Genomic DNA, 21,862 nt, shown 5'->3' with positions numbered 1-21,862 from the left:
CGGCGTTAACGGTCGCTACGTGCGGGTGAAGTCCGGATGGGGGGCGGGCGTCGGGTTGGGCGGAATACGCAACATCCCAGGTCACACCCCACCCGCCCGACCTCCTCGGGCGGGTCCGGCGTCACCGGTTCACTCGGGCGGGGGGCGCCGGTCGCGCCGTCCGGCGTCGGCGAGGGCGTCGCCGACGGCGACCCGTACGGCGTCCCGCAGGCCGTGGGCCGGGTGGAAGCGGGAGGGACCGGCGGCGGGGTCGGTGCGCAGCTCCTTCACCAGCGCGACGCAGAGCAGCAGCATCACCACGACGAACGGCAGGGCGACCAGGATGGTGGCGTTCTGCAGCGCGGTCAGCCCGCCGGCGAGCAGGAGGGCGGCGGCGACCCCGCCCATCAGGACGCCCCAGACCACCACCAGCCACGTGCGGGGGTGCAGCGAGCCGCGGCTGGAGAGCGAGCCGAGGACGAGGGAGGCGGAGTCGGCGCTGGTGATGAAGAAGAGCATCACCAGCAGCACCGCGATCACGCTGGTCACCGAGCCGAGCGGCAGCGACCGCAGCATCTCGAACAGGGACGCCTCCGCGCCCTGCGGGATGGTCTCGACGAGGTCGGCGGCGCCGGTGCTGTCCAGCCGGATGGCGGTGCCGCCCATCACGCAGAACCAGATCACGGTGGCCCCGCTGGGCACCAGCAGCACGCCGATCAGGAACTGGCGGATGGTGCGGCCCCGGGAGATGCGGGCGATGAAGGTGCCGACGAACGGCGCCCAGGAGAGCCACCACGCCCAGTAGAAGATGGTCCAGGAGCCGAGCCAGCTCTCGTCGGTGAAGGCGCCGGTCTGGGTGGACATGGCGACCAGGTCGGACAGGTAGCCGCCGACGGTGGACGGGATCGCGTCCAGGACGAAGACGGACGGGCCGATCACGAAGACGAAGAGCATGATCAGCGAGGCCAGCACGACGTTGGCGGTGGAGAGCCACTTGACGCCCTTGTGCACGCCCGAGAAGGCGGAGACGACGAAGGCGGCGCTCAGCGAGCCGATGATGATCAGCTGGGTGCGCTCGGTGTTCTCGACGGAGGAGACGTAGCCGAGGCCGTCGGCCACCTGGAGGGCGCCGAGGCCGAGGCTGGTGGCCGAGCCGAAGACGGTGGCGAACACGGCGAGCATGTCGATGGCCCGGCCGGTCCAGCCGTCCGCGCCGCGTTGCCCGATCAGCGGGACGAAGGCGGAGGAGATCCGGTTGCCCCGGCCCTTGCGGAAGGTGGTGTAGGCGAGTGCGAGGCCGCCGACCGCGTAGATCGCCCACGGGTGCAGGGTCCAGTGGAAGAGCGAGAACTCCAGTGCCTGCTGGGCGGCGGCCGCGGACTGCGGTTCCAGGCCGGAACCCGGCTGCGGGGTGGCGAACAGCTGGAGCGGCTCGCCGACGCCGTAGAACATCAGGCCGATGCCCATGCCGGCGCTGAACATCATGGCGACCCAGGAGAGCGTGGAGAACTCGGGTTCGTCGTCGTCACGGCCGAGACGGATCCGCCCGAAGCGGCTGAGGGCGAGCAGGACGGTGAGGACGAGGAAGACGTCGGCGGCGACGACGAAGAGCCAGCCGAAGTTGTGCAGGACCCAGCCGAGGGCGCTGCTGGAGGTCCGGCCGAGGGAGTCCTCGGCGAAGATGCCCCAGGCGACCACCGCCAGGACGAGGACGGCGCTGATCCCGAACACCGCCCGGTCGACGGGGAGGGTGGCGGCGGGTTCGTCCGGCGGCTCGGGCGGCTGACTCGTCATGGGGGTACCTCTTCCGGCGTTCGCCCTGGGCGGTGACATGATCGTCAAAGGGATACATGTCGCACTATGTCCAGTTCCGGCCGGGAGGCGGGGGAGGGCACGCCGGGGAGGGCGGGGTGAGGCGGCGTCGGACGGGTGGACCGGCGGGTGTCCGGTGCGGCGGTCCGGCGGGTGTCCGGTGCGGCGGCGGGCCGTCAGGCGGCGGCGTACGCGCGGGCCGGGGGCAGGGCGGCGTCCAGGTAACCGGCGAGGGCGCCCCGGCTGCGGGTCAGCTCGCCGATGCGGGCGTCGAGCTCGGCCAGCTCGCCGCGGAGGGTGCCGAGCAGGTGGGGGCAGGCCTCCAGGGCGGGGATCGGTCCGTGGGCGCACGGGAGGATGCTCGCGATCACCCGGGTGGACAGGCCCGCCGCCAGCAGGCTGCGGACCTGTCGCACCCGGATCGCGTCCCCCTCGGCGTACTCGCGGTAGCCGGCGGCCGAACGCGCCGGCGAGAGCAGGCCCTGCTCCTCGTAGTACCGCAGCAGGCGGGTGGACACCCCGGTCAGACGGGCGAGCTCTCCGATGCGCATGTCCGGGCGAACGCCGGGCTCCGCGGGGGTGTTCCCCCGGAGCGTCCGGCCGTTCACGGATTCGGCAGGTGGGCGGGGGCCGGGGCGTCGGGGGTGACGCCGGCCGGCCACCCGGCCACCGGCCGGCGGTAGGGCTGCTCGACCGTACGGTCATCCGGCGGCCGGGTGGCCGGTGAGGAAGCCGAGCACCAGCTGCCGCAGCTCGGGCAGCTGTTCCACCATCGGCAGATGGCCGGCCGTCAGCTCGGCCAGGCGGGCGCCGGGGATGCCCTCGGCCAGGGCGCGGTGCTGCTCCGGCGCCACCAGGGTGTCCTCGGTGGTGGAGATCACCAGCGTGGGCACGGCGATGCCGGCCAGTTCGGCGCGGACGTCGGCGCGGGCGGCCAGCTCGAACTGCCGGCGGAAGCCCGCCGAAACCGGAGTGGCGGCGAGGGCGGCCCGCAGGTCGGCGAGCCGGTCGGCGGGCAGGGCGTCGACCCAGGTGCGGCCGAACACCACGGTCAGGGCCTGGTCGGCCAGCAGGGCCGGCTGCCCGGCGAGGGTGACGGCCTGGTCGGCCAGCAGCCGGAACCGCTGGGATCCGCCGGCCACCCCCGCGAGCAGCAGCAGGGAGCGGACCCGCCCGGGGTGGCGGGTCGCGGCCCGTACGGCGACGGCGGCGCCGAGCGAGTAGCCGGCCAGGTCGAACCCGGTCAGGCCCTCCTCGTCGGCGACCGCCACCAGCCGGTCCGCCAGTTCGTCGAGCGAGGGCTCGCCCGGCTCGTCGGGGCTGTCGCCGGAGCCCGGGTAGTCGGGGGCGACGACGGTGCGGTGGGCGGCGAGGTCGTCGAGCAGCGGACCCCAGTTGTCGCGGGCGCTGCCGCCCGCGCCGTGGGCGAGCAGCAGGCCGGGGCCGGAGCCCCGGACGATCCGGGCGAGCGGGGCGGGGGCGGGCTTCGGCGCGGTCATGGCGGTGCTCCTGTGCGGGAGGGCGGGACGGCCGGTCGGCCGCCCCGCCCCGCACGGTAGGAGTTGACATCGGTGTGAAGGTCAAGCCGCGGTCCCGTCCGCCGGGGCCGGTTCGCCCGGATCGCCTGACGCGGCGTCGGGGTCGGCCCTATGATCCGCATCGTGACCGGGACGCCCCGTGCAGTGAGGACCACCGGACGGTTCGCCGTCCGCGCCGTCACTCGTGCCGCCGCCCATGCCGCCACCCGTGCCGCCTGCGCCGTGCGCGGGGCCGCCGGTGGACCGGTCGGCGCACCCGGGTGCGCCGCTCCTTCCTGTCGCCGTCACTGTCGCTGTCACAGCTGCTGTCGAAGCTGCTTGCACTGTCGCTGTCGCTGAGCCCGTCCGGCCGCCCGGGGTGAACCCGGGCTCCTCGGGGTCACCCCCGGCCGCCCGACGGCCGCCGCGGCGCCGTGCCGACCACGGCCCCGGCCGCCCCTCGCGCTGACCGCAGCCCCCCGCGCCCGCAGGTCCGCGTTCCGACGGCGGACCGGCGCGCCGCCCGCAGGTCCATGGTCCGACCGTCACCACGATCCGAACGGAAGTGTGCCCATGCCCGCCGAAACCCCCTCGGAAGCCGCGTACGACCGGCTCCGCCGCCGCCAGTGGCTGGCCGGCGAGGCCCGCGCGGACGGCGTCGACCGCCGCACCCTGCTGCGGATGCTCGCCGCAGCGGGGGTGCTCGCCGCCCCGGCCGCCGGCGGGCTGCTCGCCCCGGCGGACGCGCTCGCGGCTCCGCCGTCCGCGGGCGGCGCCGAGCCCGTCGCGCCGTCGTCCGCCGGCCTCGCCGCCGCCGCTCCCACCGCCGGCCCGGTGCCCGGGATCCTCAAGCCGCTGCCCGCCGAGTGGTTCGTCCCGCGCGGCACCAACGCCGAGATGCGGTTCGACGCGCTGCGCGGGAGCGCGGACGGCGGCCCGGTCGGCCGTCACGTCCCGGTGGAGCGGTTCTTCGTCCGCAACCACACCAGCACGCCGCTGATCGACGCCGGCAGCTGGCGGCTGCGGCTCTTCGGCAGCGGCCTGCGCGGCGCACCCACCGCCGACCGGCCGGTCGAGTTCTCCCTCGACGACCTGCACGACCTCCCCGCGCACTCGATCAGCGCCCTGGTCGAGTGCGCCGGCAACGGCCGCAGCTTCTACACCGGCCAGCAGCACCAGACGGTGACCGGCACCCAGTGGACGCTCGGCGGCATCGGCTCGGCCCGCTGGTGCGGGGTCCGGCTGGCGGACGTGCTCCGCCGGGCCGGGATCAGCCGTCGTGCGGTGGACGTGCTGCCCAGCGGCCTCGACGCGGAGTTCGTGTCCGGCGGCGTCAGCCTCGGCCGGGTCCGCCGCCCGCTGCCGGTGGCGAAGGCGCTGGACGACGTACTGCTCGCCTACGAGATGAACGGCGAGCCGCTGACCCCCGACCACGGCGCGCCCGTCCGCCTGGTGGTGCCGGGCTGGATCGGGATCGCGTCGATCAAGTGGGTCGGCACGGTCGAGGTGGCCGACCACCCGCTCTACTCGCCCTGGAACACCGACTTCTACCGCCTCTTCGGCCCCGACCACCCGGCCGGCGGCAGCGCCCCGCTCACCACCCAGGTCGTCAAGAGCGCCTTCGAGCTGGCCCGCGGGGCGGTGCTGGCCGCCGGTCGCCGGCACCGGCTGTACGGCCGGTCCTGGTCGGGTGCGGCGGCGGTCCGTACGGTCGAGGTGTCCACCGACGGCGGCCTGCGGTGGCACCGGGCCGAACTGCTCGACGAGCCCCGCGCCGACAACTGGACGCGCTGGAGCATCGACTGGCGTCCGGAGCGGCCCGGCCCGTACGAGCTGCGGGCCCGGGCGACCGACCGCCGCGGCAACACCCAGCCCGAGGTGGCGGTGTTCAACCGCGAGGGCTACCTCTTCGACGCGGTGGTGGTCCACCCGGTGACGGCGGCCTGACTCCGCCCGGGGTCCGCCGCAGCCGCCCCCACCGGGCTCAGGCGCTGGACGGGACCTCGTACGGGGCCGGGTAGGGCGTCTCGTACGGGGCCAGCACCAGCCGCACCACGTCCTCCAGCCGCCGCCGGGCGTCGCCGAGCGTGGTGCGGCCGGTCACCCAGGCCGTCAGCTCGCCCTGCCAGGCGTGGCCGACGATGTGCCGCACCAGGTCGCTCGTGGCGGCCGGGACCTCGGCCATCACCGCCTGGAGCGCGGCACTGTCGGCCCGGGCCATGCCCTGCAGGGCCTCGCTGGCGAAGGGGTCGGTGGAGGCGGCGACGGCCACCCGGAGCCGGGCCAGTTCGGGCTGGCGCTGGTAGGCCCGCATCCCGCCGCGGACGAACCGCACCACCCGGTCGGTGGCGCCCAGGCCGGCGCGCGGTCCGCGGAGCTCCGCCACCAGGTCGGCCAGCAGCAGGCGGTGCCACTCGGCGATGGCGGCCGCCAGCAGGTGGTCCTTGGAGGAGAAGTAGCGGTACGCCGTCCCCAGGGCGACTCCGGACCGCTCGCAGACCTGCTTCATCTGCAGCCGCTCGACGCCGATCTCGTTCACCAGGGCGAGCGCTGCCGCGATCAGACTCTCGCGGCGTTCGAGTTGACGCGGAGACATCGCCTCCACCGGCCGTGGTGACAGGTCAACCTTGGTCACCCGCACCATGATACGGGCCGTGGCCGCTCAGGAATATGACGCCGACAGGCCGCCCGCCGTTCTCCCCCCGGTCACCGGGGCCGGCCCGCGGGCCGGCCCCGCCCCGGTGACCGCCCCGCCGTCGGCTCCGGGCCGTGGTCAGCGCGGTGCGGCCAGGCGTTCGCGGATCAGCGCCTCCTGCACGGCGGACGCGACCAGCCGTCCCTCCCGGTCGTAGAACTCGCCCAGGGACAGCCCCCGGCCGTCCGAGGAGGACGGGCTCCGCTGGGCGAACAGCAGCCACTCGTCGGCCCGGAACGGCCGGTGGAACCACATCGCGTGGTCCAGCGAGGCCATCAGCAGCCGGGGCGGCTCGGTGCGCTGGAAGAAGTTGGGCTGGAGGTGCAGCCCGGCCGTCGAGGCCAGCGTGAGGTCCGAGAGGTAGGTGAGCGCGCAGACGTGCAGCAGCGGGTCGTCGGCGGGCAGCGGGGAACCGGCGCGCAGCCAGACGAACTGCTGCGGCATGCCCGGGACGGCGGGCGGCACGCCCGGGGCGTCCGGCGGGACGAACCGCAGCTCCAGGGCGCCGAAGCCGCTGCGGGCGAGCGCCGCGCGGGCCTCCTCGTCCCAGGAGGAGAAGACGTCCGGCAACTCCTCGGGGCCCGGCATGGACGGGATCTCCCGGTGCCGGTCGGTGGCCCGCTCGGGGCGTTTGAAGGACGCGGAGAGGGTGAAGACCGCCTCGCCCTTCTGCATCGCCGTCACCCGGCGGGTGGCGTACGAGGAGCCCTGGCGCACCTGGTCGACCCGGTAGTCGATCGGGTGGGCCGGGTCCCCGGCCACCAGGAAGTAGCCGTGCAGCGAGTGCACCGCGCGGTCGGTCCCGACCGTCCGCCCGGCCGCCACCAGCGCCTGTGCGGCGACCTGGCCGCCGAACGCGCGCATCGGCGCTCCGGCGTGGCAGTGGCCGCGGAACGTGTTCTCGTCGAGCCGCTCGATCAGCAGCAGCTCGGCGAACGGGCCGACGGTGTCGGTCGCCCGTCTCTCCTGTTCGGTCAGCTCGGTCACGGGCCCATAGTGACAGAAGCCGCCCGCCGACCGTTGTGACCTGGGTAACCCTTTCGGGGGAACCTCACGGGTAGAACCTGTTCCAGTCGGGACCGCTCGGGACGGGTGGGGGAGGGCGCCGGAGCCCGACTGTCAGTGCCCTGACCTAACGTGTTCGGCATGTCGCAATCCGCACACGCGTACGCCTATCTGCGCCCGTCCGCCGTCCTCGACGGCGCGGCCGGCCGGCGCCTCGCCCTGGAGACCTCCGGCGGCGCCACCCCGCTCGGGGCGGCCACCCACCCCCGCTTCTTCGCGGGCTTCCTGGCCGAGCCCGCACCGGCCGCCGCCGCGCTGCTCGCGGTCGCCGACGTCGCCGCCGCCCGCTACTACCAGCCGCAGCTGCGCGCCTCGCTCGACCCGGTGGTCACCGCCAACGGCGACCGGCTCCGGTTCGAGTCCTTCTCCGGCTGCTGCGGCGTCTACGCCCGCCTCGACGTGCTCGCCGCCGGCCTGGACGGCGACGAGATCGGTCACGGCACCACCAACGTCGACGTCAACAACCCGCTGCGCGAGGCACTCTCCCGGATCGGTCGGGCCGAGCCGCTGCACCTCGCCGTCGGACCGGACGCCCTGGAGGTCACCACCTTCGACGGGCCGGTCGTCGAGAAGAAGGTCCCGCTGCCGGAGCGCTGGCTGCGCGGCTTCGCCGAGACGCAGGTCACCGCGGCCGGGTTCGACCTGCGGGCCGAGCTGCCCGCGGCCGAGGCGGTCCGCTTCCTGCGGTCGCTGCCGCGCGGCGGCGGCCGGGCCGGTGCCCGGACCGCCCTCTGGGTGGTCGCGGCCGGCCGGACGCTGCGCCCGACCACCCGGCCGGTGCCCGGTGCCGTCTGCCTGCCCGGCCCCGAGCGGCTGGCCGCGCTCCAGCGGGTGCTGCGGCACGCGCTGGCGCTGCGGGTGTACGGCCCGGTCGCGGGTGACGGCCCGGCGGCCTCCGCCTGGGAGGTGGTGCTGCCCGGGATGCGCCTGACGCTCACCCTCTCACCGGACGCCTCCCGGGGCTTCTCCGGCGAGGGCGGGGTGCTCGGCGCGCTGGCCACCGACACGGCCGAGCCGGACGCCGACCTGGTCGCGGCGCTGCTCGCCTGGGAGCCGCGGATCGAGGTCGCCGACCTGGCCGAGCAGTCCGGGCTCACCCCGGCCCGGGTGCGGGCGGCGCTCACCCGGCTCGGCACCGGCGGGCAGATCGGCTACGACGCCGCCGAGGCCGCCTACTTCCACCGCCAGCTGCCGTACGACGCGGGGCGGGCCGAGGACCGGAACCCGCGGCTGCGGGCCGCGCGCGCCCTGGTGGCGGCGGGGGCGGTCCGCCAGGAGAGCGGCGCGCTCGCCACCGTGACGGTGGACGACCACGTCCAGCGGGTGCGGACGGACGCGGCGGGCGTGCTCGGCTGCACCTGCCTCTGGTGGGCCAAGTACCGCGGCGGGCGCGGGCCGTGCAAGCACGTCCTGGCGGTCGGGATGGTCCGGGAGGCGGCCCTCCGGGGCGGCGCGCCGGAGAACGGCGCGGTGGAGGGCGGAGCCGCGGGGAGCGGGACCGTGGAGAGCGGGACGGCCCTCGGCGGGGCCGGTCACGACGGGATCCTTCGGGAGGGGACGCGATGAGCGGGACGGACACGATGAGCGCGGCGCGGGCGACGGACGGGACGGGCGCCGCAGGCGTCACGGGCGGGGCGTCGGCCGCGGTCGACGCGCTGCTGACGGCGGTCCGCGAGGGGCGGGTCCCGCAGGTGCCGGGTCTGGTCGCCGCGCTCGGCCCGGCCGAGCGGCGGTCCTGCGTCCCGGTGCTCAAGGAGATGCGCAAGGAGGCCCGCAGCGACTGGTCCAAGGCGGCCAACCAGCGGATGGGCGCGCTGCTGGTCGCCGGAGCCGGCTGCCACGTCGGTGCGGCGGGCGCCGCCACCTGGATCGGCGGACGCGACTTCACCGGCCGGTCCTGGGCCCGCCACCCGGCGCTCGGCGCGGTGGTCGAGGCCCAGCCGGAGGAGTGGCAGATCGAGGTGGTCGGCCGGCTCGCCGCCAAGCGCGGATCCGGCTGGAGCTGGGACCTCTTCCCGCTGATCGAGCGGGTTGTCCGGCGGACGGGCTGCCGGGTGCCGGCCTCCGACGACTTCGTCGCCGAGTGGGTGCGCTCGGCCGCGGGCGCCGAGACCGGCCCGCGGGGCACCAACGACACGCTGCTGGAGCGGCTGCGGGCGGACACCTTCACACCGGTGCTGCTGCCGCGGGTGTTCGAGCTCGACGACGTCGCCTGGCCGTTCGACTCCCGGTACAGCACCCGGCCGGGGGACTCCTGGCCGGAGGCGGTCGCGGGGCTGGCGGGCGGCCCGCACTTCGACCGCGCCGAGCTGGTCGACCTCTGCGTGGCCCGGCTGGTCCGCGGTGGCCGGCCGGCCGACCAGAAGGCCTTCCTCGCCGTCCTGGTCGCCCTCGCGCCCACGACGGAGGAGTACGCCTCCCGGGTCCGGGACCTGGTCGCGGTGCTGGACGGACTCTCGACGGTGGCCGGCCACGCCCAGCAGGTGCTCACCGGGCTGGACGAGGCCGGACTGGTCGGACCGGAGGTGCTCGTCGAGGCCTCGTCGGTGGTGCTGTTCCGCAGCGAGAAGAAGCTGGTCCGCGCCCAGCTGGCCTGGCTGGAGCAGGCCGCCCGGCGCTCGCCCGAACGCTCCGGCCCGGTGGTGCTGGCCGCCGCCGAGGCCTTCGGCCACCCCGACACGGTGATCCAGGAGCGCGCGCTCAACGTGGTGGCCCGCCGGCTCAAGGCGGCCGGCGAGGCCGTCCTGCCCGAGCTGCGGCTCGCCGCCGAGGCCCTCAACCCCGCCCACCACGCCCGCGCCGGTGAGCTGTTCGGCGCGCCGGTGGGCAGCGGCGAGGACGACGACACCGCGTGGAGCGAACTGCTCCCGCCGGTCCCGGTGCCCGCCCCGCTCGGGGACCCGCTCGCCACCCCGGCCGAGGTGGCCGAGGAGCTGGCCGTGCTGCTGGCCTCGGGCCGGCCGGACGTCGCCGTCTTCGAACGGGTGCTGGACGGCCTGGTCCGGCACGCCCACCTGGACCGGGCGGCGCTGACTGCGGCGCTGGAGCCGGTGCTACGGGTGAACCCGTGGCGCGAGGGCAGCCGGTGGAGCGACTGCGGTCCCGGCGAGGTGCTGTACGTCGCGGCGGCCGTGGCCGGTCTGGTCGACCCCCACCGGCGCGGCTCCGTCTTCAAGGACAAGGGCCGCCACCCGCTGCGCGGCCCGCACAACACGGTGTACGGCGAGGCGATCGCCGCCCGGCTCGCCGAGGCGGCCGAGCGGGTCACCACCGACCTTCCGCCGCTGCTGCTCGCCACCCCGACCGATGCGACCGGTGCGGTCGCGGCCGAGGTGCTGGTGGAGCGCCTGGCCGTCCACGAGGCGGCCGGCGTCCCGGTCGGGAGGGCCGACCTGAGCGCCGCCCTGCTGCGGGTGGCCCCGACGACCGACGCGGTCGTCCGGGCGGCTGCCGACCGGCTGACCTCGCCCGCCGGCCGCTGGGCGGCCCGGTGGCTGCGTGAGGGCGGCCTGCCGGCGCAGCCCTCGGCGCGGGTGGTCTTCGCGCCCGGCCCGGAGGCCCGGACCGGGCAACGCTACTGGGACCGCTGGTGGGAGACGGTGAAGCGGGTGGCGGTCACCCAGACCGGCAGCGGGGGCGGACCCGTCGGCCCGGCCGGCGAGCGCCTGGAGGCGGAGTTCTGGGCGCTGCTGGACGGCACCGAGCCCACCGTCGACCGGGCCCGCAAGCAGAACGAGTGGCAGTGGGAGCCCAGCCCGCACTGGGCCGCGATGCTCCCGCACCATCGCGAGGAGCAGGCGGCCCGCTGGCTCGACTGGTTCGCCGACTCCGCGGACCGCGAGCGGCGCGGTGCGGGGCGGATGCTCGTGGTGCTCGCCGAGGGCGGCGGTCCGGCCGGGCTCTCGCTGCACCTCGCCGTGGCCTACGGCCTCGGGGCCCGGTTCCCCGACGACCGGACGGCGGCGGTGGACGCGCTGCTGGTCCTCGCCGCCCGGGGCGACCTGGACGGCGCGCTGCTCGGTCGCGAGCTGGGCGAGCTGGTCACCCTCGGCACGGTGAAGCCCAACCGGCTCGCCCATTCCCTGGTCACCGTCGCGGACACCGGCGCCTACGGCACCGTCTGGTCGGTGCTGGCCACCGTCCTGCCCGCGCTCCTCGGCGGTGAGGGGGTGCGCGGCGCGGCCGACGTGCTGGCGGTGGCGGCGGACGCCGCGCGCCGCTGCGGTGCCCGCGGCGAGGTGCCGGGGCTGGCGGAGGTGGCGGGCCGGCCGGGGTCGAGCCGACTGGTGAAGCACGCCCGGGCCCTGCGGGAGGTGCTGGCCGGCTGACGGAGCGAGGGGAGGAGGAGGGTTCAAGAACGTTCGTTCTTGACCGGGCGTTCTTTAACTCCTAGAGTCATCGCCATGGGAAGACCACGCGCCTTCGACGAGGACCGAGCTGTGGAGACGGCGGCGGAGCTGTTCGCCCTCCGGGGATACGAAGGGACTTCGGTGGACGATCTGGTCACCGGTCTCGGAGTGCACCGGGGCAGCCTCTACAAGGTGTTCGGGAGCAAACGAGGCCTCTACCTGGCCGCGCTGCGCCGCCACCTCGACCAGGAGGTGCTGCCGCTCGCGGCGGCGCTCGGGACCGCCGACGGCCTGGCCGAGCTGCTGGTGCAGGCGGCAGCCGGATTCGACGGCGGCCCGGCCGGCGGACTGCTGCTGTCGGCCGCCGTCGAACGGGCCGGGAGCGATCCGGAGGTCGGCGCACTGGTCGCCGAGGGCCTGGCCGCGCTCGACACCGCGGTCGCCCGGGCGGCCGGGCCCGCTGGGGGCGAGGGCGCCGGGCCCGGGGGCGCGGAGATGCTCGCCGCGACCGTCCTCGGCCTGCGGCTGCGTGCCCGTGCGGGCGTGGGCGGGCCGTCGGCCGCGTCGCTCCTGGCCTTCGCCGGCCGGTTCGGCGGGACAGGCGCGGCCGGCGGGGCCGGCGGGGCCGAACCCACGGGTTGAGCAGGTCCTCACCCGGAACAACCAGAGCATCGTCGACCACCAGCAGAGGAACACCTCCATGGCCCATGTCAGCGTCACCGACCACACCCTCGTCGTCGAGATCGAGGGCCTCGACCGCCTCTGGGCGATCAGGAGCCGGATAGAGATCCCGATCGGCAACGTCCGGGGCGCCACCGTCGACCCCGGGATCTTCCGCGAGCCCAAGGGGATCCGGGTCGGCGGAACGCACTTCCCGGGGCTGATCACCGCCGGAACCTTCCGCTCGGGCGGCGAGTGGGTGTTCTGGGACGTCAAGAACCCGGAGAAGGCGGTGGTGATCGAGCTCGCCGACGAGCGGTACAGCCGGCTGGTCATCGAGGTCGCCGACCCGCGCGCCACCGTCGACCTCGTCGAACTCGCCAAGCGGCCCGCCTGACGGCTGGTCCGCCCGACGGCCGGCCCGTCTGACGGTCGGTCGGGTCGGGGGTCGGTCCGGTCGGGGGTGGCCCGGTCAGTGGGCGTGCCGTGCGACGGACCGGCAGCCTCGGCGGGCCGTCGGACGGGCGGCCGTCTATGGTGATCGGGTCTCCCCGCCGCCGCATCCCGTCCGGAGCATCCGTGCTGCACCTGCGCCTGATCGTTCCCGCCGACCTGCGCGACACCGTGCTGAAGTGCCTGGACGACTGCGTGGGTGTGACCCACGTGGTGCTGCTCCCCGACGCGGCCGTCCGGCCGCCGGGGGACGTGGTGCTCTGCGACGTGGCGCGCGAGTCGGCGGACGAGGTGCTGGGCGCGCTGCGGGCGACGGGGCTTCCGGCGCGCGGCGCGATCGACGTCGAGGAGATCGAACTGACCCTCTCGGCAGCGGCCGACGAGGCGGAACGGCTCGCTCCCGGCGAGGGGGCGGACGCGCTGGTCTGGGAGGCCGTCTCCGAGATCACCCACGAGGAGTCCACGCTCACCGGCGTCTACCTGGCCTTCCTGACCGTGGCGACGATGCTGGCGGCCTGTGGCGCGGTGCTGGACAGCGCGATCCTCATCGTCGGCGCCATGGCGGTCGGGCCGGAGTTCGGCCCGCTGGCCGGGCTCTGCGTCGCGCTGGTTCAGCGCCGGTCACGGCCGGCCCTGCGCTCGCTGAACGCGCTGGTGGCGGGGTTCGCGGTGGCGATGGCGCTGACCGTGGTGTTCTCGCTGCTGATGGACGCGGCGGGGTTGTTCAGCCAGGAGAGGTTCGACGGGGCGCGACCCAACACCTCGTTCATCTGGCAGCCGGACGCGACCTCGTTCGTGGTGGCCTTCCTGGCGGGCATCGCCGGGCTGCTCTCGTTGACCTCGGCCAAGGCCGGGATGCTGGTCGGCGTGGCGATCTCGGTGACCACCGTGCCGGCCGCCGCCAACGCGGCGGTCGCGCTCGGGTACGGCGACTTCCGGCAGTTCTCGGGCTCCAGCCTCCAGTTGCTGCTGAACATGGCCGGAATCGTGGTGGCGGGGGTGCTCACGCTGCTGGTGCAGCAGGGTGCCTGGCGGCTGCTCCGCCGTCGGGCCGAGGAGCGCGCGGCCTCCGCCTCCTGAGCGCCCGGCGGGACCGTACCCGCGGTCGGCGCCCCGCGGTCCCCGTCCCGCCGGGGCCCGGCGCCCACGTCCGCGCCGGCCCCGCCCGTGGTCCTGCCGCCGGCGGGCTCAGACCGGCACGCCGTCGTCCTCCGCCGCCTTCGGCCGGCCGCCGCGCCCCGTGGTCTTCCCGCTGCCCGCCTTCCCGTCGACCGTCTTCGGGTCGGCCGCCGCGCGGGCCGCGTCGTCGGGTACCACCAGCGGCGCGCCGTCCTGCGGAAGCGCGGCCACGGCCCGCCACCAGAGCCGCAGGGTGGGCGGGTCGGCCGGTTCGAAGGGCTTGCCGGGGCGCGGCACCGCCAGCTGCGCGCCCAGCGCCCGCGCGGCGGCGACCACCCGCTCGGCGGGCTCCTCCCAGGGGTGCGGGGCGAGGTTGAAGGTGCACCAGTGGATCGGCAGCAGCACGTCGCCGCCGAGGTCGAGGTGGGCCCGGACGCCCTCCTCGGGCGTCATGTGCACCTCGGGCCAGAAGTCGCTGTACGCGCCGACCTGCATCATCGTCGCGTCGAACGGGCCGAGCCGGCGGCCGATCTCCGCGAAGCCGGGGAAGTAGCCGGTGTCCCCGCTGTGGAAGATCCGCCGGCCGCCGCCGGCCACCACCCAGGACGCCCACAGGAAGAGCGCGCCGGTGCGCGGGCCGCGGCTGCAGTAGTGCCGGGCGGGCGTGGCGGTCAGAGTGAGACCGGCCACCTCGGCCGACTCCCACCAGTCCAGTTCGACGATCCGCCCGGCGGGCACGCCCCAGTGCTCCAGGTGGGCGCCGACCCCGAGGGGGACGGCGAAGGTCGCGCCGGTGCCGATCAGCGCCCGGACGGTCCCCATGTCGAGGTGGTCGTAGTGGTCGTGGGAGATGACGACGACGTCCACCGGGCCGAGCTCGTCGAGCGGCAACGGCACCGGGTGGAGCCGCTTGGGCCCGGTCCAGGCGAACGGCGAACAGCGCTCGCCCCAGACCGGGTCGAAGAGGACCCGACGGCCGTCCAGCTCGGCCAGCACGGTCGCGTGGCCGAGCCAGGTGAGCCGCAGGCCGGAGGCGGGCGGGGCGGCCAGGTCGACCGGGAGCAGCCGGTGCAGCGGCACGGCGGCGGCCGGGACCCGGCGGGTCCGGTCGGCGGCCAGCTGGGCGCGGGTGATCTCCAGCGGGCTGCGTTCGTACACCAGCCGGCGGGTGGGCACCGGATTGCGGAAGGCACCGTCCGAGAACTGCGGCGAACGGTGGATCCGGGACAGCCGGTCGCCGCGCGGATCGGCCCCGAAGGCGTCCGTCCGGACCCGGTGCCAGGCCGTGCGGGGCAGCCCGCTGAGGCGGCCCGGGGGAGCGGTGAGCATCGAGGTGAGGCCGGGGACACGGGTGTACCAGGGGGCGGCTGGGCGGGGCACGGCACCTCCAAGGACGGCTATGGATACCGGGCATGCCGGGGCGCGCACCGCCGGCGACGGCACCGGTGCGGTACGACAACCATCTCGTCGGAGATTACTCGTCGTCGGCCGTTCGGACCCGGCGAGCGACCCGGCACGCGCCGTTCGGCGTACCCGCCAGGGCGCGCGCCCGGGCGTCCGCCGGTCCGGCCCGCCCGGCGGGAGTCGGTGAGGTCGATGAGATCGACGAGGTGGGTGGGATCGGTGAGACGGGTGTACTGCCCGGTGACCGGCGGATTCCCCGGGGATCAGGCGTAGAAACGCGTGATCGTCTCCGCGACGCAGTGCGGCTTGCCGCTGTCCGCGCTGGTGATGGTGAACCGGACCACCGCCTGCACGCCCCCCGCCACCTCGGTGGCGGAGACCAGCTCGGCCGTCGCCCGGATCGCCGTGCCGACCGGCACCGGCGCCGGGAAGCGGACCTTCTCTGAACCGTAGTTGAGCGCCATCCGGACGCCCTCGACGCCGTAGCACTCCTTGGCCAGCACCGGGATCATCGACATGGTGAGGTAGCCGTGCGCGATGGTCGAGCCGAACCGGCTCTCCTCGGCCCGCTCCGGGTCGACGTGGATCCACTGGTGGTCGCCGGTGGCCTCGGCGAACAGGTCGATCCGTGCCTGGTCGACCGTGTGCCACTGGCTGGTGCCCAGCTCGGTGCCGACGGCGGCGGTCAGTTCGGCGAGGGAGGCGAAGGTCGTCACGGTGCGCTCCTGAGGGGCGGCGGCGAGGGCGGGATGCGAACTCCGCAGAGTATGCCTACTCGCCGGTCACCTGTCAGCGATCGCGCCGGTGCCGGTGCCCGCGGTCGTACCGGTCGCACCGTCACACGGGGTCGGGCGGTCGGGGTGGCGGGGCCGTCAGGAGTGACGGGGGCGTGGCCTCCGCTCCGGGGCGGGGACCACCGCGTCAGGAACGTTGCACCGAGCGGCCGGACCGTAGCAGCCGGCGACCGCTGACCAGCTCGGGCACCAGTGACACGAAGAGCGGGTCCGAATCGCCGACCCACGGCCGCAGCCCCGAGCGGAGCGCCCGTCGGACCTGCTCCGGCTCGCGCACCAGATCGGCCCGGCCGTGCACCAGGACGCTCCAGCCGGTCCGGGTGACCGGGTCCAGCCGGTCGGCCTGGAAGGCGACGACCGTGCCGTCCAGACAGCGCGCGGTGGCACTGCCCCGGCGCACCGCCAGCAACAGGCGCCCGTCCGGGGTGACGTCGAAGGAGACCGGCAGCACGGCCGGCAGTGCGTGCTCGGTGTACACCACGCGTCCGACGGGCACGGTGCTGAGCAGCCGCAGGCACGCGGCCTCGGTCAGGGCCTCCAGCTGGTCGTCACGGTCCATGGGTCCGATCGTCCCGCTGCCGGGAGCGGGCCGATAGGGCCCATGGTCCCTGAGCGGCAGGGTCGGGAGCCCCGTCGGTGGGCGCGCGGGACGGTAGCCTGCCCGGCGGGTGGCACCGGGGCGCGCGGGGCGTGCCGCAGCGCGCGGGTGCCACGGACATCGGCGAGCAGTGCGTGGCCGGGCATCGACGGACGGTGGCGCGGCGGGCGGTCCCGGGACGGCCGGGGACGGGCAGGAGGGGGCGGTGCGGATGGCAAGCGGGGTCGATCTGGTGGTGATCGGGGCGGACGGCGGGCCGGACCGGGGCTTCGGCGGCTCGGCGCAGGCGGCGGAGGGCGCCCGGCTGCTGGCAGGTGTCCTGCCCGGCATGTGCTTCGACGCCGGCGCGGCCGGGAGCCGGGTCACGGTGGTGGAGCCCGGGGCGGACGCCAACACGATGCTGACCGCCGTCCGGGAGGCCGCCGCCCGCCCGGGCCGGTGGCTGCTGGTCTGCCTGGTGGGCCAGTTGGCGGCCGACCCGCGCGGGCGACGGCTCGCCCTGGTGACCGGCGGTTCCACCACGGACAACGCCTACCGGCGCGGGCTGGCCTGGGACTGGGTGGTGAGCGCGATGGTGCACGGCGACCAGGAGGAGGCGCTGCTGCTGGTCGACGCGGTGGTCGACAAGGACACCTGGACCGCGCTGGAGCGGAGCGCCGGCGAGGACGGTCTCGGTGAACTGCTCAACTACTCGCGGGTCCCGCTGTGGGGCCGGATCGGCCGCTACGCCCCGGGCCGCTACACCCCCGGCAGGCGTGGTCGGGACGCCGTCCTGCCGGGCGGCGCGGGCTCGTTCAGCCAGGCGCTCACCACGGTGCTCCAGCAGGGTGTGCCGGGCGCACCGGCCGCCGTCGGCCCGCTCGACCTGCAACCGGCCGTCGGCGCACTCCTCGACGGCGGTGGTGGTGGCGGTGGTGGTGGCGGTGTTGGCGCGGCGGGCGGAGGGCCGGGCAACTCCGCGGGGGGCGGGCCCGGTGGTGCCGCCGGTACGCCGGCGAACCACGGTGACGCGCCGGGTGTGCGCCTGCTCGTACCGCCGGAGGGAGGGCGTCTGTTGATGCGCAATCGGGCCGCGGTTCGGGGTGCATTGGCCGGATTGTCGCTTTCCGAAGAACTGTTGGCCCTTCTGTGGCGGGAAAGTGCCCCGACGGATCCGCCTTCCGCGTAAGGTCAGGGGGCCCTGGGTGTTGCCGTGAAGGACCGGTTTGGCGAAGAATCGATGCCCTCGGGGGCAACATCGGTGGGACGGCGGAATTCTTTGGCGGCCACGGGCCACACGCGTGGTCGGCTGCGACGAGGTGGGGCGATGCGGCAGCGCGGAAATGTGTTGCGCCCTGGGGCGGTTGGGGTCGGCGGACTGGTACTGGCGTTGCTGCTGAGCGCCTGCGGGAGCAGCGGTGACGGTGGTTCCGTGGAGCGTCTGGGGACCAGTGCGCCCACGGTCGCGGCGGTGACTCCGGTAACCCCTTCGGGTGGTTCGCCGAACGTCGGTAACGCGCCGACGGACGGACCCGAAGGAGCGGCCGCCCGGGACGCCCTGAGCGCCTATCAGGACTGGTGGCAAGCCCAGGTGGAGGCCTACGGGCGGACGGATTCGGACGGATCGCGACTGGAGACCTTCTCCTCCGGGAAGGCACTCACCGATGCCCTGGTCAATCTCAAACAACTTCACGACGCCAAACTGGTGATGACCGGCGGACCGCGGAATTCGCCGGTGGTGAAGAACCTCGATCTGGCCGCCGATCCGCACACCGCCGTGATCGAGGACTGCCTCGACGTGTCGGGCTGGCACCAGGCCGACGCCACCACGCGCGCGGTTAAGGACCCGCCGAACCGGCTCACCCGGTACCCGGCGACCGTTTCCCTACGACAGTTCGAAACGCGTTGGCTGATCCACGAGTTCAAGCGGGAGGTGCAACGAACATGCTGAAACCGGTACGGCGATTGGTGCTCGGTACGCCCTTGTTCACCGCATTGCTGTTATCCCCCGGAACCGTCGCGGCGGCGGAGCCGACCCCCACCGGGGGTGCCACCCGCTGCGAGGTGAACGTGATCTGCTCGGGAACCGAGGACCCGGGCACCAAGCCGACCCCCGGGGGCGGCGGGGGGGCGGGGGGCACCGGGGGGAGTTCGAGCGGCCCTCAGGTGTGCTCCTGGAACGGGATGCCCCTCGCGTGCAGCGATCCCGAGCTGGGCTGGTTCAGCCCCTCGCGGGGCTGTTACTTCCGGGTGATCAGCCCACAGCCTCCCGCGGGCGATCCGCGCTGGCAGGGGCACGATCCCTCGGAGGGCTCGGTCTACAACGTGACCTGCCTCGACAGTGCGGGCTCGCAGACCCCGGCCCCGGCGGAGTTCGCCGCCCAGGCGCCCGCCGGGCCGCCGCCGGACAACCCGGCCCAGCTGGCCCGTCAGGCCAGGGACCGGATCGCCTTCCCCAAGCCGAAGCCCGTCACCGCCCCCAAGGGCGACTCCGTGGTGGGCGCGCCGGTCTGGCTCTGGCTGGAGGGCTCGCAGCCCCCGGCCCCGGTATCGGTCTCCGGCAACACCCTCACCGTGACGGTCACCCCGCGCCTGGACTGGGTGGAGTGGAAGTTCGGGGACGGGACGAAGGAGCGGTGCGAGGGGAAGGCCGCGGCCGGCACCCCGTACGACCCCAAGTACGGCGCCAACGCCTCGCCCACCTGCGGCCACGTCTTCAAGTCCGGTTCGGGCCGCACGACGGACGGCCTGTTCCACGGGACCGTCACGGCCCACTGGGTCGGTGTGGTCACGGTGACCGGGGGGACCCAGCAGGTCGACCCGATCGAGCTGCCGCTGACCGAGGCCGTCCAGTTCCGGGTGGCCGAGGTGCAGGTCCTCAACTAGCCGGTCCGCAAAAGCCGGTTCTCAACTACCCGGACCTCAACTACCCGGACCTCGACCGGCCGGCCGGACCTCGACCGGCCGGACCGGCACACCGCACAGCAACCCGACGAACGACGCGAGAAAGGCCGAAGCCCGGTGGAGAACCGTACCTTTGCCACGCCGGGGTCCGGCACGTCCGCCACGGCGACCGCGACCGCCGGGTCCGCCTCCGTGGCCGTGCCGGAGCAGGGACGCGGCGCGCCGCACGCCCCCGGGCGGACGCTCGGGGCGCGGCGCCGTCGGCCCGCCGTACTGGCGATGGCGGTGGCCCTGATAGCCGCCGGCGGGCTGGGTGGCGCCGTCCTCTACAACAGCACCGGCCAGCGGGTCGCGGTGCTGGCGCTCGCCCGTGACGTGCAGTGGGGGCAGACGCTGACCGCCGCCGACCTCGTGGTGGTGCGGATCGCCGGCGATCCGGCGCTCACCCCGCTGGCCGCCGCCGACCGGGACAAGGCGGTCGGCATGCGGGCCACCACCGACCTCCACCGCGGCGGGCTGCTCACCAAACGGGACCTGGCCCAGACGCTCGTCCTCGGCCCGGGACAGCTCCTGGTCGGTGTCTCGGTCAAGCGCACCCAGCTGCCGGCCACCAGGCTCCAGCCCGGCATGCCGGTCCTCGTGGTGAACACCGCGGACGGCAACCGGATCGAGTCGCTCTCCGCCACCGTGTACACGGTCGGCCGGGTGGAGGGCGACGGCAGCCAGGTCTTCGACGTGGTGGCCGCCGAGGCGGAGGCCAACCGCCTGGCGGCGTGGGTCGCGAGCGGACGCATCCAGATCGTGGTGGCACCGCGCCCCGCCCCGGGGGCGGCGCCCTCCGCGGCGGGTTCCGCGGCTCCGGGGACCGGAGCGACACCGTCGGGTTCGGCGCCGTCGGGAGCCGCGCCCTCGGGAGCCACGCCGTCCGCGGCCCGGGTCGGGACGCCCGCACCGACGGGCGCGGCGTCCTCGGGGGCCGCGAGCGGTGCGCCGTCCGGGGCGGGTGGGGCCTGAGATGGCGGTCATCGCGGTGGTCGGCGGCCCGGGGGCACCCGGCGCCACCACGACGGCGCTGGCGCTGCTGCTGGCCTGGCCGCTGCGGCCCGGCCGCCGCGTCCTGCTCGTCGAGTGCGATCCGGACGGCGGCGCGGTGCTGGCCGGCGCCCTGGAGGGCCGGGTCGAGGCGGTGTACGGGCTGCGCAACCTCGCCGTCGCCGACCGGCGCGGGCTGCTCGCCCAGGCGCTGTGGGAACAGCTGATCGACCTCTCGCCGGAGGGCAACGCCGAGCGCCTCCTGCTGCCGGGTCTCACCGACCCCACCCAGGCACCCGGGCTCGCCTACACGTGGGAGCCGCTGATGGAGGTGCTGCACGGGCTGGAACCGCAGGGCTACGACGTCCTCCTCGACCTCGGCCGCTCCGGCGCGACCGGCACCAGCGCGGTGCTGGCCCGCCGGGCCGACGTGGTGGCGGCCACCGTGCGCACCACCCTGCGCGGGCTGAGCGCGTCGCGGCCCCGGCTGGCCGCGCTCGCCGAGGACCTCGGCACGGCCGGCACCGGGGCGGACGCGCTGGGCCTGCTGCTGGTCGCGGAGGGGCCGTACTCGGGGGCGGAGGTGTCCCGCGAGTTCGGGCTGCCGGTGCTCGGGGTGCTGCCGCACGCGCAGCGCACCGCCCGGGTGCTCTCGGACGGCGGCGACGTCACCGACCGGCGGTTCGTCCGCTCGGAGCTGATGCGGACGGCGCGTTCGGCGGCGGACGAGCTCCAGCTGACGGTGCGCCGGCGGCGGCAGCGGCTGGCGCCCACCTCCCAGCCGGCCCCACCCGCACAGCTCGCCCCGGGAACGGGGCCCGCCCCGGACCGGGGGCCGGCGGCTGCCGGTCCGTCGGGGACGGCCGGACCGGCGCCGGAGCCGGCCGACGGGCCCGGCTACGCGTACCCGCCGCCGCAGGCACCGCAGCCCGCCCAGCCGTACGGGCCCGTGCCGCCGGTGATCACCACCGGGCCGGTGGCCCCGCTCGCGGGGCTGGCACCGCAGCCGGCCGCTCCCGCGTCCTTCCCGGGGCACGGCGGCACACCCGGGGAGCAGGCGCACCAGACCCAGCAGTACGGCGGCCGGCACTCCGCCCCGCAGTACCCCCAGAACCCCGGCCGGCCCGACGCCGGCCAGCCGCACGGAACGCAGCCGTTCGGAACGCAGCCGCAGGCGACGCAGCCGTACGGGACCCCGGACGACGGGACCCGGAACGGCGCGACGCAGCGGCACGCGACGCAGCCGTACGAGGCCCAGCAGTTCCAGTCCCAGCAGTCCGGCGCCCCGACGTACGGGTCGCCGTCGTCCGGCGCCGCGCAGTACGGCGCCCGGACCGCAGCCCCGCAGCACGCTGCCCCGCCCGCCCCCGGCACGCCGGAGCAGCCGACCGGGCCCGCGCACCAGCCGTACGGCACCGCATCCAGCGACCCCCTCGCCCAGACGGAGGTGCTCCGTGCGCGGTAGCCCCCTGCACCAGCAGCCGGCCACCGACCCCGCCGCG

Annotated in this window: 19 protein-coding genes; 11 read left to right on the top strand and 8 right to left on the bottom strand. The window is 75.6% G+C overall.

The genetic code is table 11. The features are described 5' to 3' along the window. Window positions 1-129: 129 nt before the first annotated feature. From PUR56_RS12095 to PUR56_RS12085, 3 genes are all read right to left on the bottom strand, one after another. Entirely contained in the window at window positions 130-1,773 is a 1,644-nt protein-coding gene (locus PUR56_RS12095; protein WP_329948881.1) for a BCCT family transporter, read from the bottom strand. Between the two features lie 194 nt (window positions 1,774-1,967). Then, a complete protein-coding gene (locus PUR56_RS12090; RefSeq protein ID WP_329948880.1) occupies window positions 1,968-2,342 on the bottom strand; it encodes a MerR family transcriptional regulator in 375 nt (124 codons plus the stop codon). Between the two features lie 150 nt (window positions 2,343-2,492). Then, a complete protein-coding gene (locus PUR56_RS12085) occupies window positions 2,493-3,290 on the bottom strand; it encodes an alpha/beta fold hydrolase (protein WP_329948879.1) in 798 nt (265 codons plus the stop codon). Window positions 3,291-3,881: 591 nt separating this feature from the next. Here PUR56_RS12085 and PUR56_RS12080 point away from each other — a divergent pair. Beyond that, the gene (locus PUR56_RS12080; protein ID WP_329948878.1) at window positions 3,882-5,255 is read left to right on the top strand and encodes a sulfite oxidase; all 1,374 of its coding nucleotides are present in this window, start codon (window positions 3,882-3,884) and stop codon (window positions 5,253-5,255) included. A gap of 37 nt (window positions 5,256-5,292) precedes the next feature. Here the strand turns inward: PUR56_RS12080 and PUR56_RS12075 are convergent, their stop codons facing one another. Together PUR56_RS12075 and PUR56_RS12070 are read right to left on the bottom strand one after the other, a co-directional pair. Continuing rightward, the gene (locus PUR56_RS12075) at window positions 5,293-5,943 is read right to left on the bottom strand and encodes a TetR/AcrR family transcriptional regulator (protein ID WP_329948877.1); all 651 of its coding nucleotides are present in this window, start codon (window positions 5,941-5,943) and stop codon (window positions 5,293-5,295) included. 138 nt (window positions 5,944-6,081) lie between these two features. Continuing rightward, on the bottom strand, window positions 6,082-6,990 hold the full coding sequence (locus tag PUR56_RS12070) for an acyl-CoA thioesterase (protein WP_329948876.1): 909 nt from the start codon (window positions 6,988-6,990) through the stop codon (window positions 6,082-6,084). A 159-nt stretch (window positions 6,991-7,149) separates the two neighbouring features. On the opposite strand from PUR56_RS12070, the gene PUR56_RS12065 reads away from it, so the two are divergent. The 5 genes from PUR56_RS12065 to PUR56_RS12045 all read left to right on the top strand — a co-directional run bounded on the left by PUR56_RS12065 (window position 7,150) and on the right by PUR56_RS12045 (window position 13,610). Further along, window positions 7,150-8,634: an SWIM zinc finger family protein gene (locus PUR56_RS12065; protein ID WP_329948875.1), complete on the top strand. Its 1,485-nt coding sequence runs from the start codon at window positions 7,150-7,152 to the stop codon at window positions 8,632-8,634. After that, the gene (locus PUR56_RS12060; RefSeq protein WP_329948874.1) at window positions 8,631-11,396 is read left to right on the top strand and encodes a DUF7824 domain-containing protein; all 2,766 of its coding nucleotides are present in this window, start codon (window positions 8,631-8,633) and stop codon (window positions 11,394-11,396) included. The genes PUR56_RS12065 and PUR56_RS12060 overlap by 4 nt, the downstream gene beginning before the upstream one ends. 75 nt (window positions 11,397-11,471) lie before the next feature. After that, window positions 11,472-12,059, top strand: coding sequence for a TetR/AcrR family transcriptional regulator (locus tag PUR56_RS12055; protein ID WP_329948873.1), 588 nt, complete (start codon window positions 11,472-11,474; stop codon window positions 12,057-12,059). Between the two features lie 58 nt (window positions 12,060-12,117). Beyond that, window positions 12,118-12,474, top strand: coding sequence for a hypothetical protein (locus PUR56_RS12050; protein WP_329880434.1), 357 nt, complete (start codon window positions 12,118-12,120; stop codon window positions 12,472-12,474). Between the two features lie 182 nt (window positions 12,475-12,656). Beyond that, window positions 12,657-13,610, top strand: a complete 954-nt coding sequence (locus PUR56_RS12045; RefSeq protein WP_329948872.1) for a DUF389 domain-containing protein — start codon at window positions 12,657-12,659, stop codon at window positions 13,608-13,610. 108 nt (window positions 13,611-13,718) lie between these two features. Here the strand turns inward: PUR56_RS12045 and PUR56_RS12040 are convergent, their stop codons facing one another. The 3 genes from PUR56_RS12040 to PUR56_RS12030 all read right to left on the bottom strand — a co-directional run bounded on the left by PUR56_RS12040 (window position 13,719) and on the right by PUR56_RS12030 (window position 16,406). Next, the gene (locus PUR56_RS12040; RefSeq protein WP_329948910.1) at window positions 13,719-14,978 is read right to left on the bottom strand and encodes an MBL fold metallo-hydrolase; all 1,260 of its coding nucleotides are present in this window, start codon (window positions 14,976-14,978) and stop codon (window positions 13,719-13,721) included. Between the two features lie 338 nt (window positions 14,979-15,316). Further along, a complete protein-coding gene (locus PUR56_RS12035) occupies window positions 15,317-15,769 on the bottom strand; it encodes a MaoC family dehydratase (RefSeq protein WP_329880431.1) in 453 nt (150 codons plus the stop codon). 205 nt (window positions 15,770-15,974) lie between these two features. Then, window positions 15,975-16,406 (bottom strand): pyridoxamine 5'-phosphate oxidase family protein, encoded by a 432-nt coding sequence (locus PUR56_RS12030; protein WP_329880430.1) that lies wholly within the window; start codon window positions 16,404-16,406, stop codon window positions 15,975-15,977. A 244-nt stretch (window positions 16,407-16,650) separates the two neighbouring features. Here PUR56_RS12030 and PUR56_RS12025 point away from each other — a divergent pair, with 244 nt between their 5' ends. The 5 genes from PUR56_RS12025 to PUR56_RS12005 all read left to right on the top strand — a co-directional run bounded on the left by PUR56_RS12025 (window position 16,651) and on the right by PUR56_RS12005 (window position 21,825). Further along, the gene (locus PUR56_RS12025; protein ID WP_329948871.1) at window positions 16,651-17,613 is read left to right on the top strand and encodes a hypothetical protein; all 963 of its coding nucleotides are present in this window, start codon (window positions 16,651-16,653) and stop codon (window positions 17,611-17,613) included. 138 nt (window positions 17,614-17,751) lie between these two features. Next, on the top strand, window positions 17,752-18,375 hold the full coding sequence (locus PUR56_RS12020; protein WP_329948870.1) for a hypothetical protein: 624 nt from the start codon (window positions 17,752-17,754) through the stop codon (window positions 18,373-18,375). A gap of 233 nt (window positions 18,376-18,608) precedes the next feature. Beyond that, window positions 18,609-19,310 carry a hypothetical protein gene (locus tag PUR56_RS12015; RefSeq protein WP_329948869.1) on the top strand — a complete coding sequence of 234 codons (702 nt, stop codon included), beginning with the start codon at window positions 18,609-18,611 and terminating at the stop codon, window positions 19,308-19,310. Between the two features lie 135 nt (window positions 19,311-19,445). Then, entirely contained in the window at window positions 19,446-20,342 is an 897-nt protein-coding gene (locus PUR56_RS12010) for an SAF domain-containing protein (RefSeq protein WP_329948868.1), read from the top strand. 1 nt (window position 20,343) lies between these two features. Next, window positions 20,344-21,825: a hypothetical protein gene (locus PUR56_RS12005; RefSeq protein ID WP_329948867.1), complete on the top strand. Its 1,482-nt coding sequence runs from the start codon at window positions 20,344-20,346 to the stop codon at window positions 21,823-21,825. Window positions 21,826-21,862 lie beyond the last annotated feature (37 nt).

The sequence above is a fragment of the Streptomyces sp. BE303 genome, from assembly GCF_036290945.1.
Taxonomy (GTDB): domain Bacteria; phylum Actinomycetota; class Actinomycetes; order Streptomycetales; family Streptomycetaceae; genus Kitasatospora.
The sequence above is the reverse complement of the archived record's forward strand: the minus strand, read 5'-3'. Positions and strand labels throughout refer to the sequence as shown.

What these genes read in the sequence shown, in the direction of transcription:
- PUR56_RS12095 (WP_329948881.1), bottom strand. Translation starts at nt 1,773, where the DNA reads ATGACGAGTCAGCCGCCCGAGCCGCCGGACGAACCCGCCGCCACCCTC.
- PUR56_RS12090 (WP_329948880.1), bottom strand. Translation starts at nt 2,342, where the DNA reads ATGCGCATCGGAGAGCTCGCCCGTCTGACCGGGGTGTCCACCCGCCTG.
- PUR56_RS12085 (WP_329948879.1), bottom strand. Translation starts at nt 3,290, where the DNA reads ATGACCGCGCCGAAGCCCGCCCCCGCCCCGCTCGCCCGGATCGTCCGG.
- PUR56_RS12080 (WP_329948878.1), top strand. Translation starts at nt 3,882, where the DNA reads ATGCCCGCCGAAACCCCCTCGGAAGCCGCGTACGACCGGCTCCGCCGC.
- PUR56_RS12065 (WP_329948875.1), top strand. Translation starts at nt 7,150, where the DNA reads ATGTCGCAATCCGCACACGCGTACGCCTATCTGCGCCCGTCCGCCGTC.
- PUR56_RS12060 (WP_329948874.1), top strand. Translation starts at nt 8,631, where the DNA reads ATGAGCGGGACGGACACGATGAGCGCGGCGCGGGCGACGGACGGGACG.
- PUR56_RS12055 (WP_329948873.1), top strand. Translation starts at nt 11,472, where the DNA reads ATGGGAAGACCACGCGCCTTCGACGAGGACCGAGCTGTGGAGACGGCG.
- PUR56_RS12050 (WP_329880434.1), top strand. Translation starts at nt 12,118, where the DNA reads ATGGCCCATGTCAGCGTCACCGACCACACCCTCGTCGTCGAGATCGAG.
- PUR56_RS12040 (WP_329948910.1), bottom strand. Translation starts at nt 14,978, where the DNA reads ATGCTCACCGCTCCCCCGGGCCGCCTCAGCGGGCTGCCCCGCACGGCC.
- PUR56_RS12030 (WP_329880430.1), bottom strand. Translation starts at nt 16,406, where the DNA reads ATGGACCGTGACGACCAGCTGGAGGCCCTGACCGAGGCCGCGTGCCTG.
- PUR56_RS12020 (WP_329948870.1), top strand. Translation starts at nt 17,752, where the DNA reads ATGCGGCAGCGCGGAAATGTGTTGCGCCCTGGGGCGGTTGGGGTCGGC.
- PUR56_RS12015 (WP_329948869.1), top strand. Translation starts at nt 18,609, where the DNA reads ATGCCCCTCGCGTGCAGCGATCCCGAGCTGGGCTGGTTCAGCCCCTCG.
- PUR56_RS12005 (WP_329948867.1), top strand. Translation starts at nt 20,344, where the DNA reads ATGGCGGTCATCGCGGTGGTCGGCGGCCCGGGGGCACCCGGCGCCACC.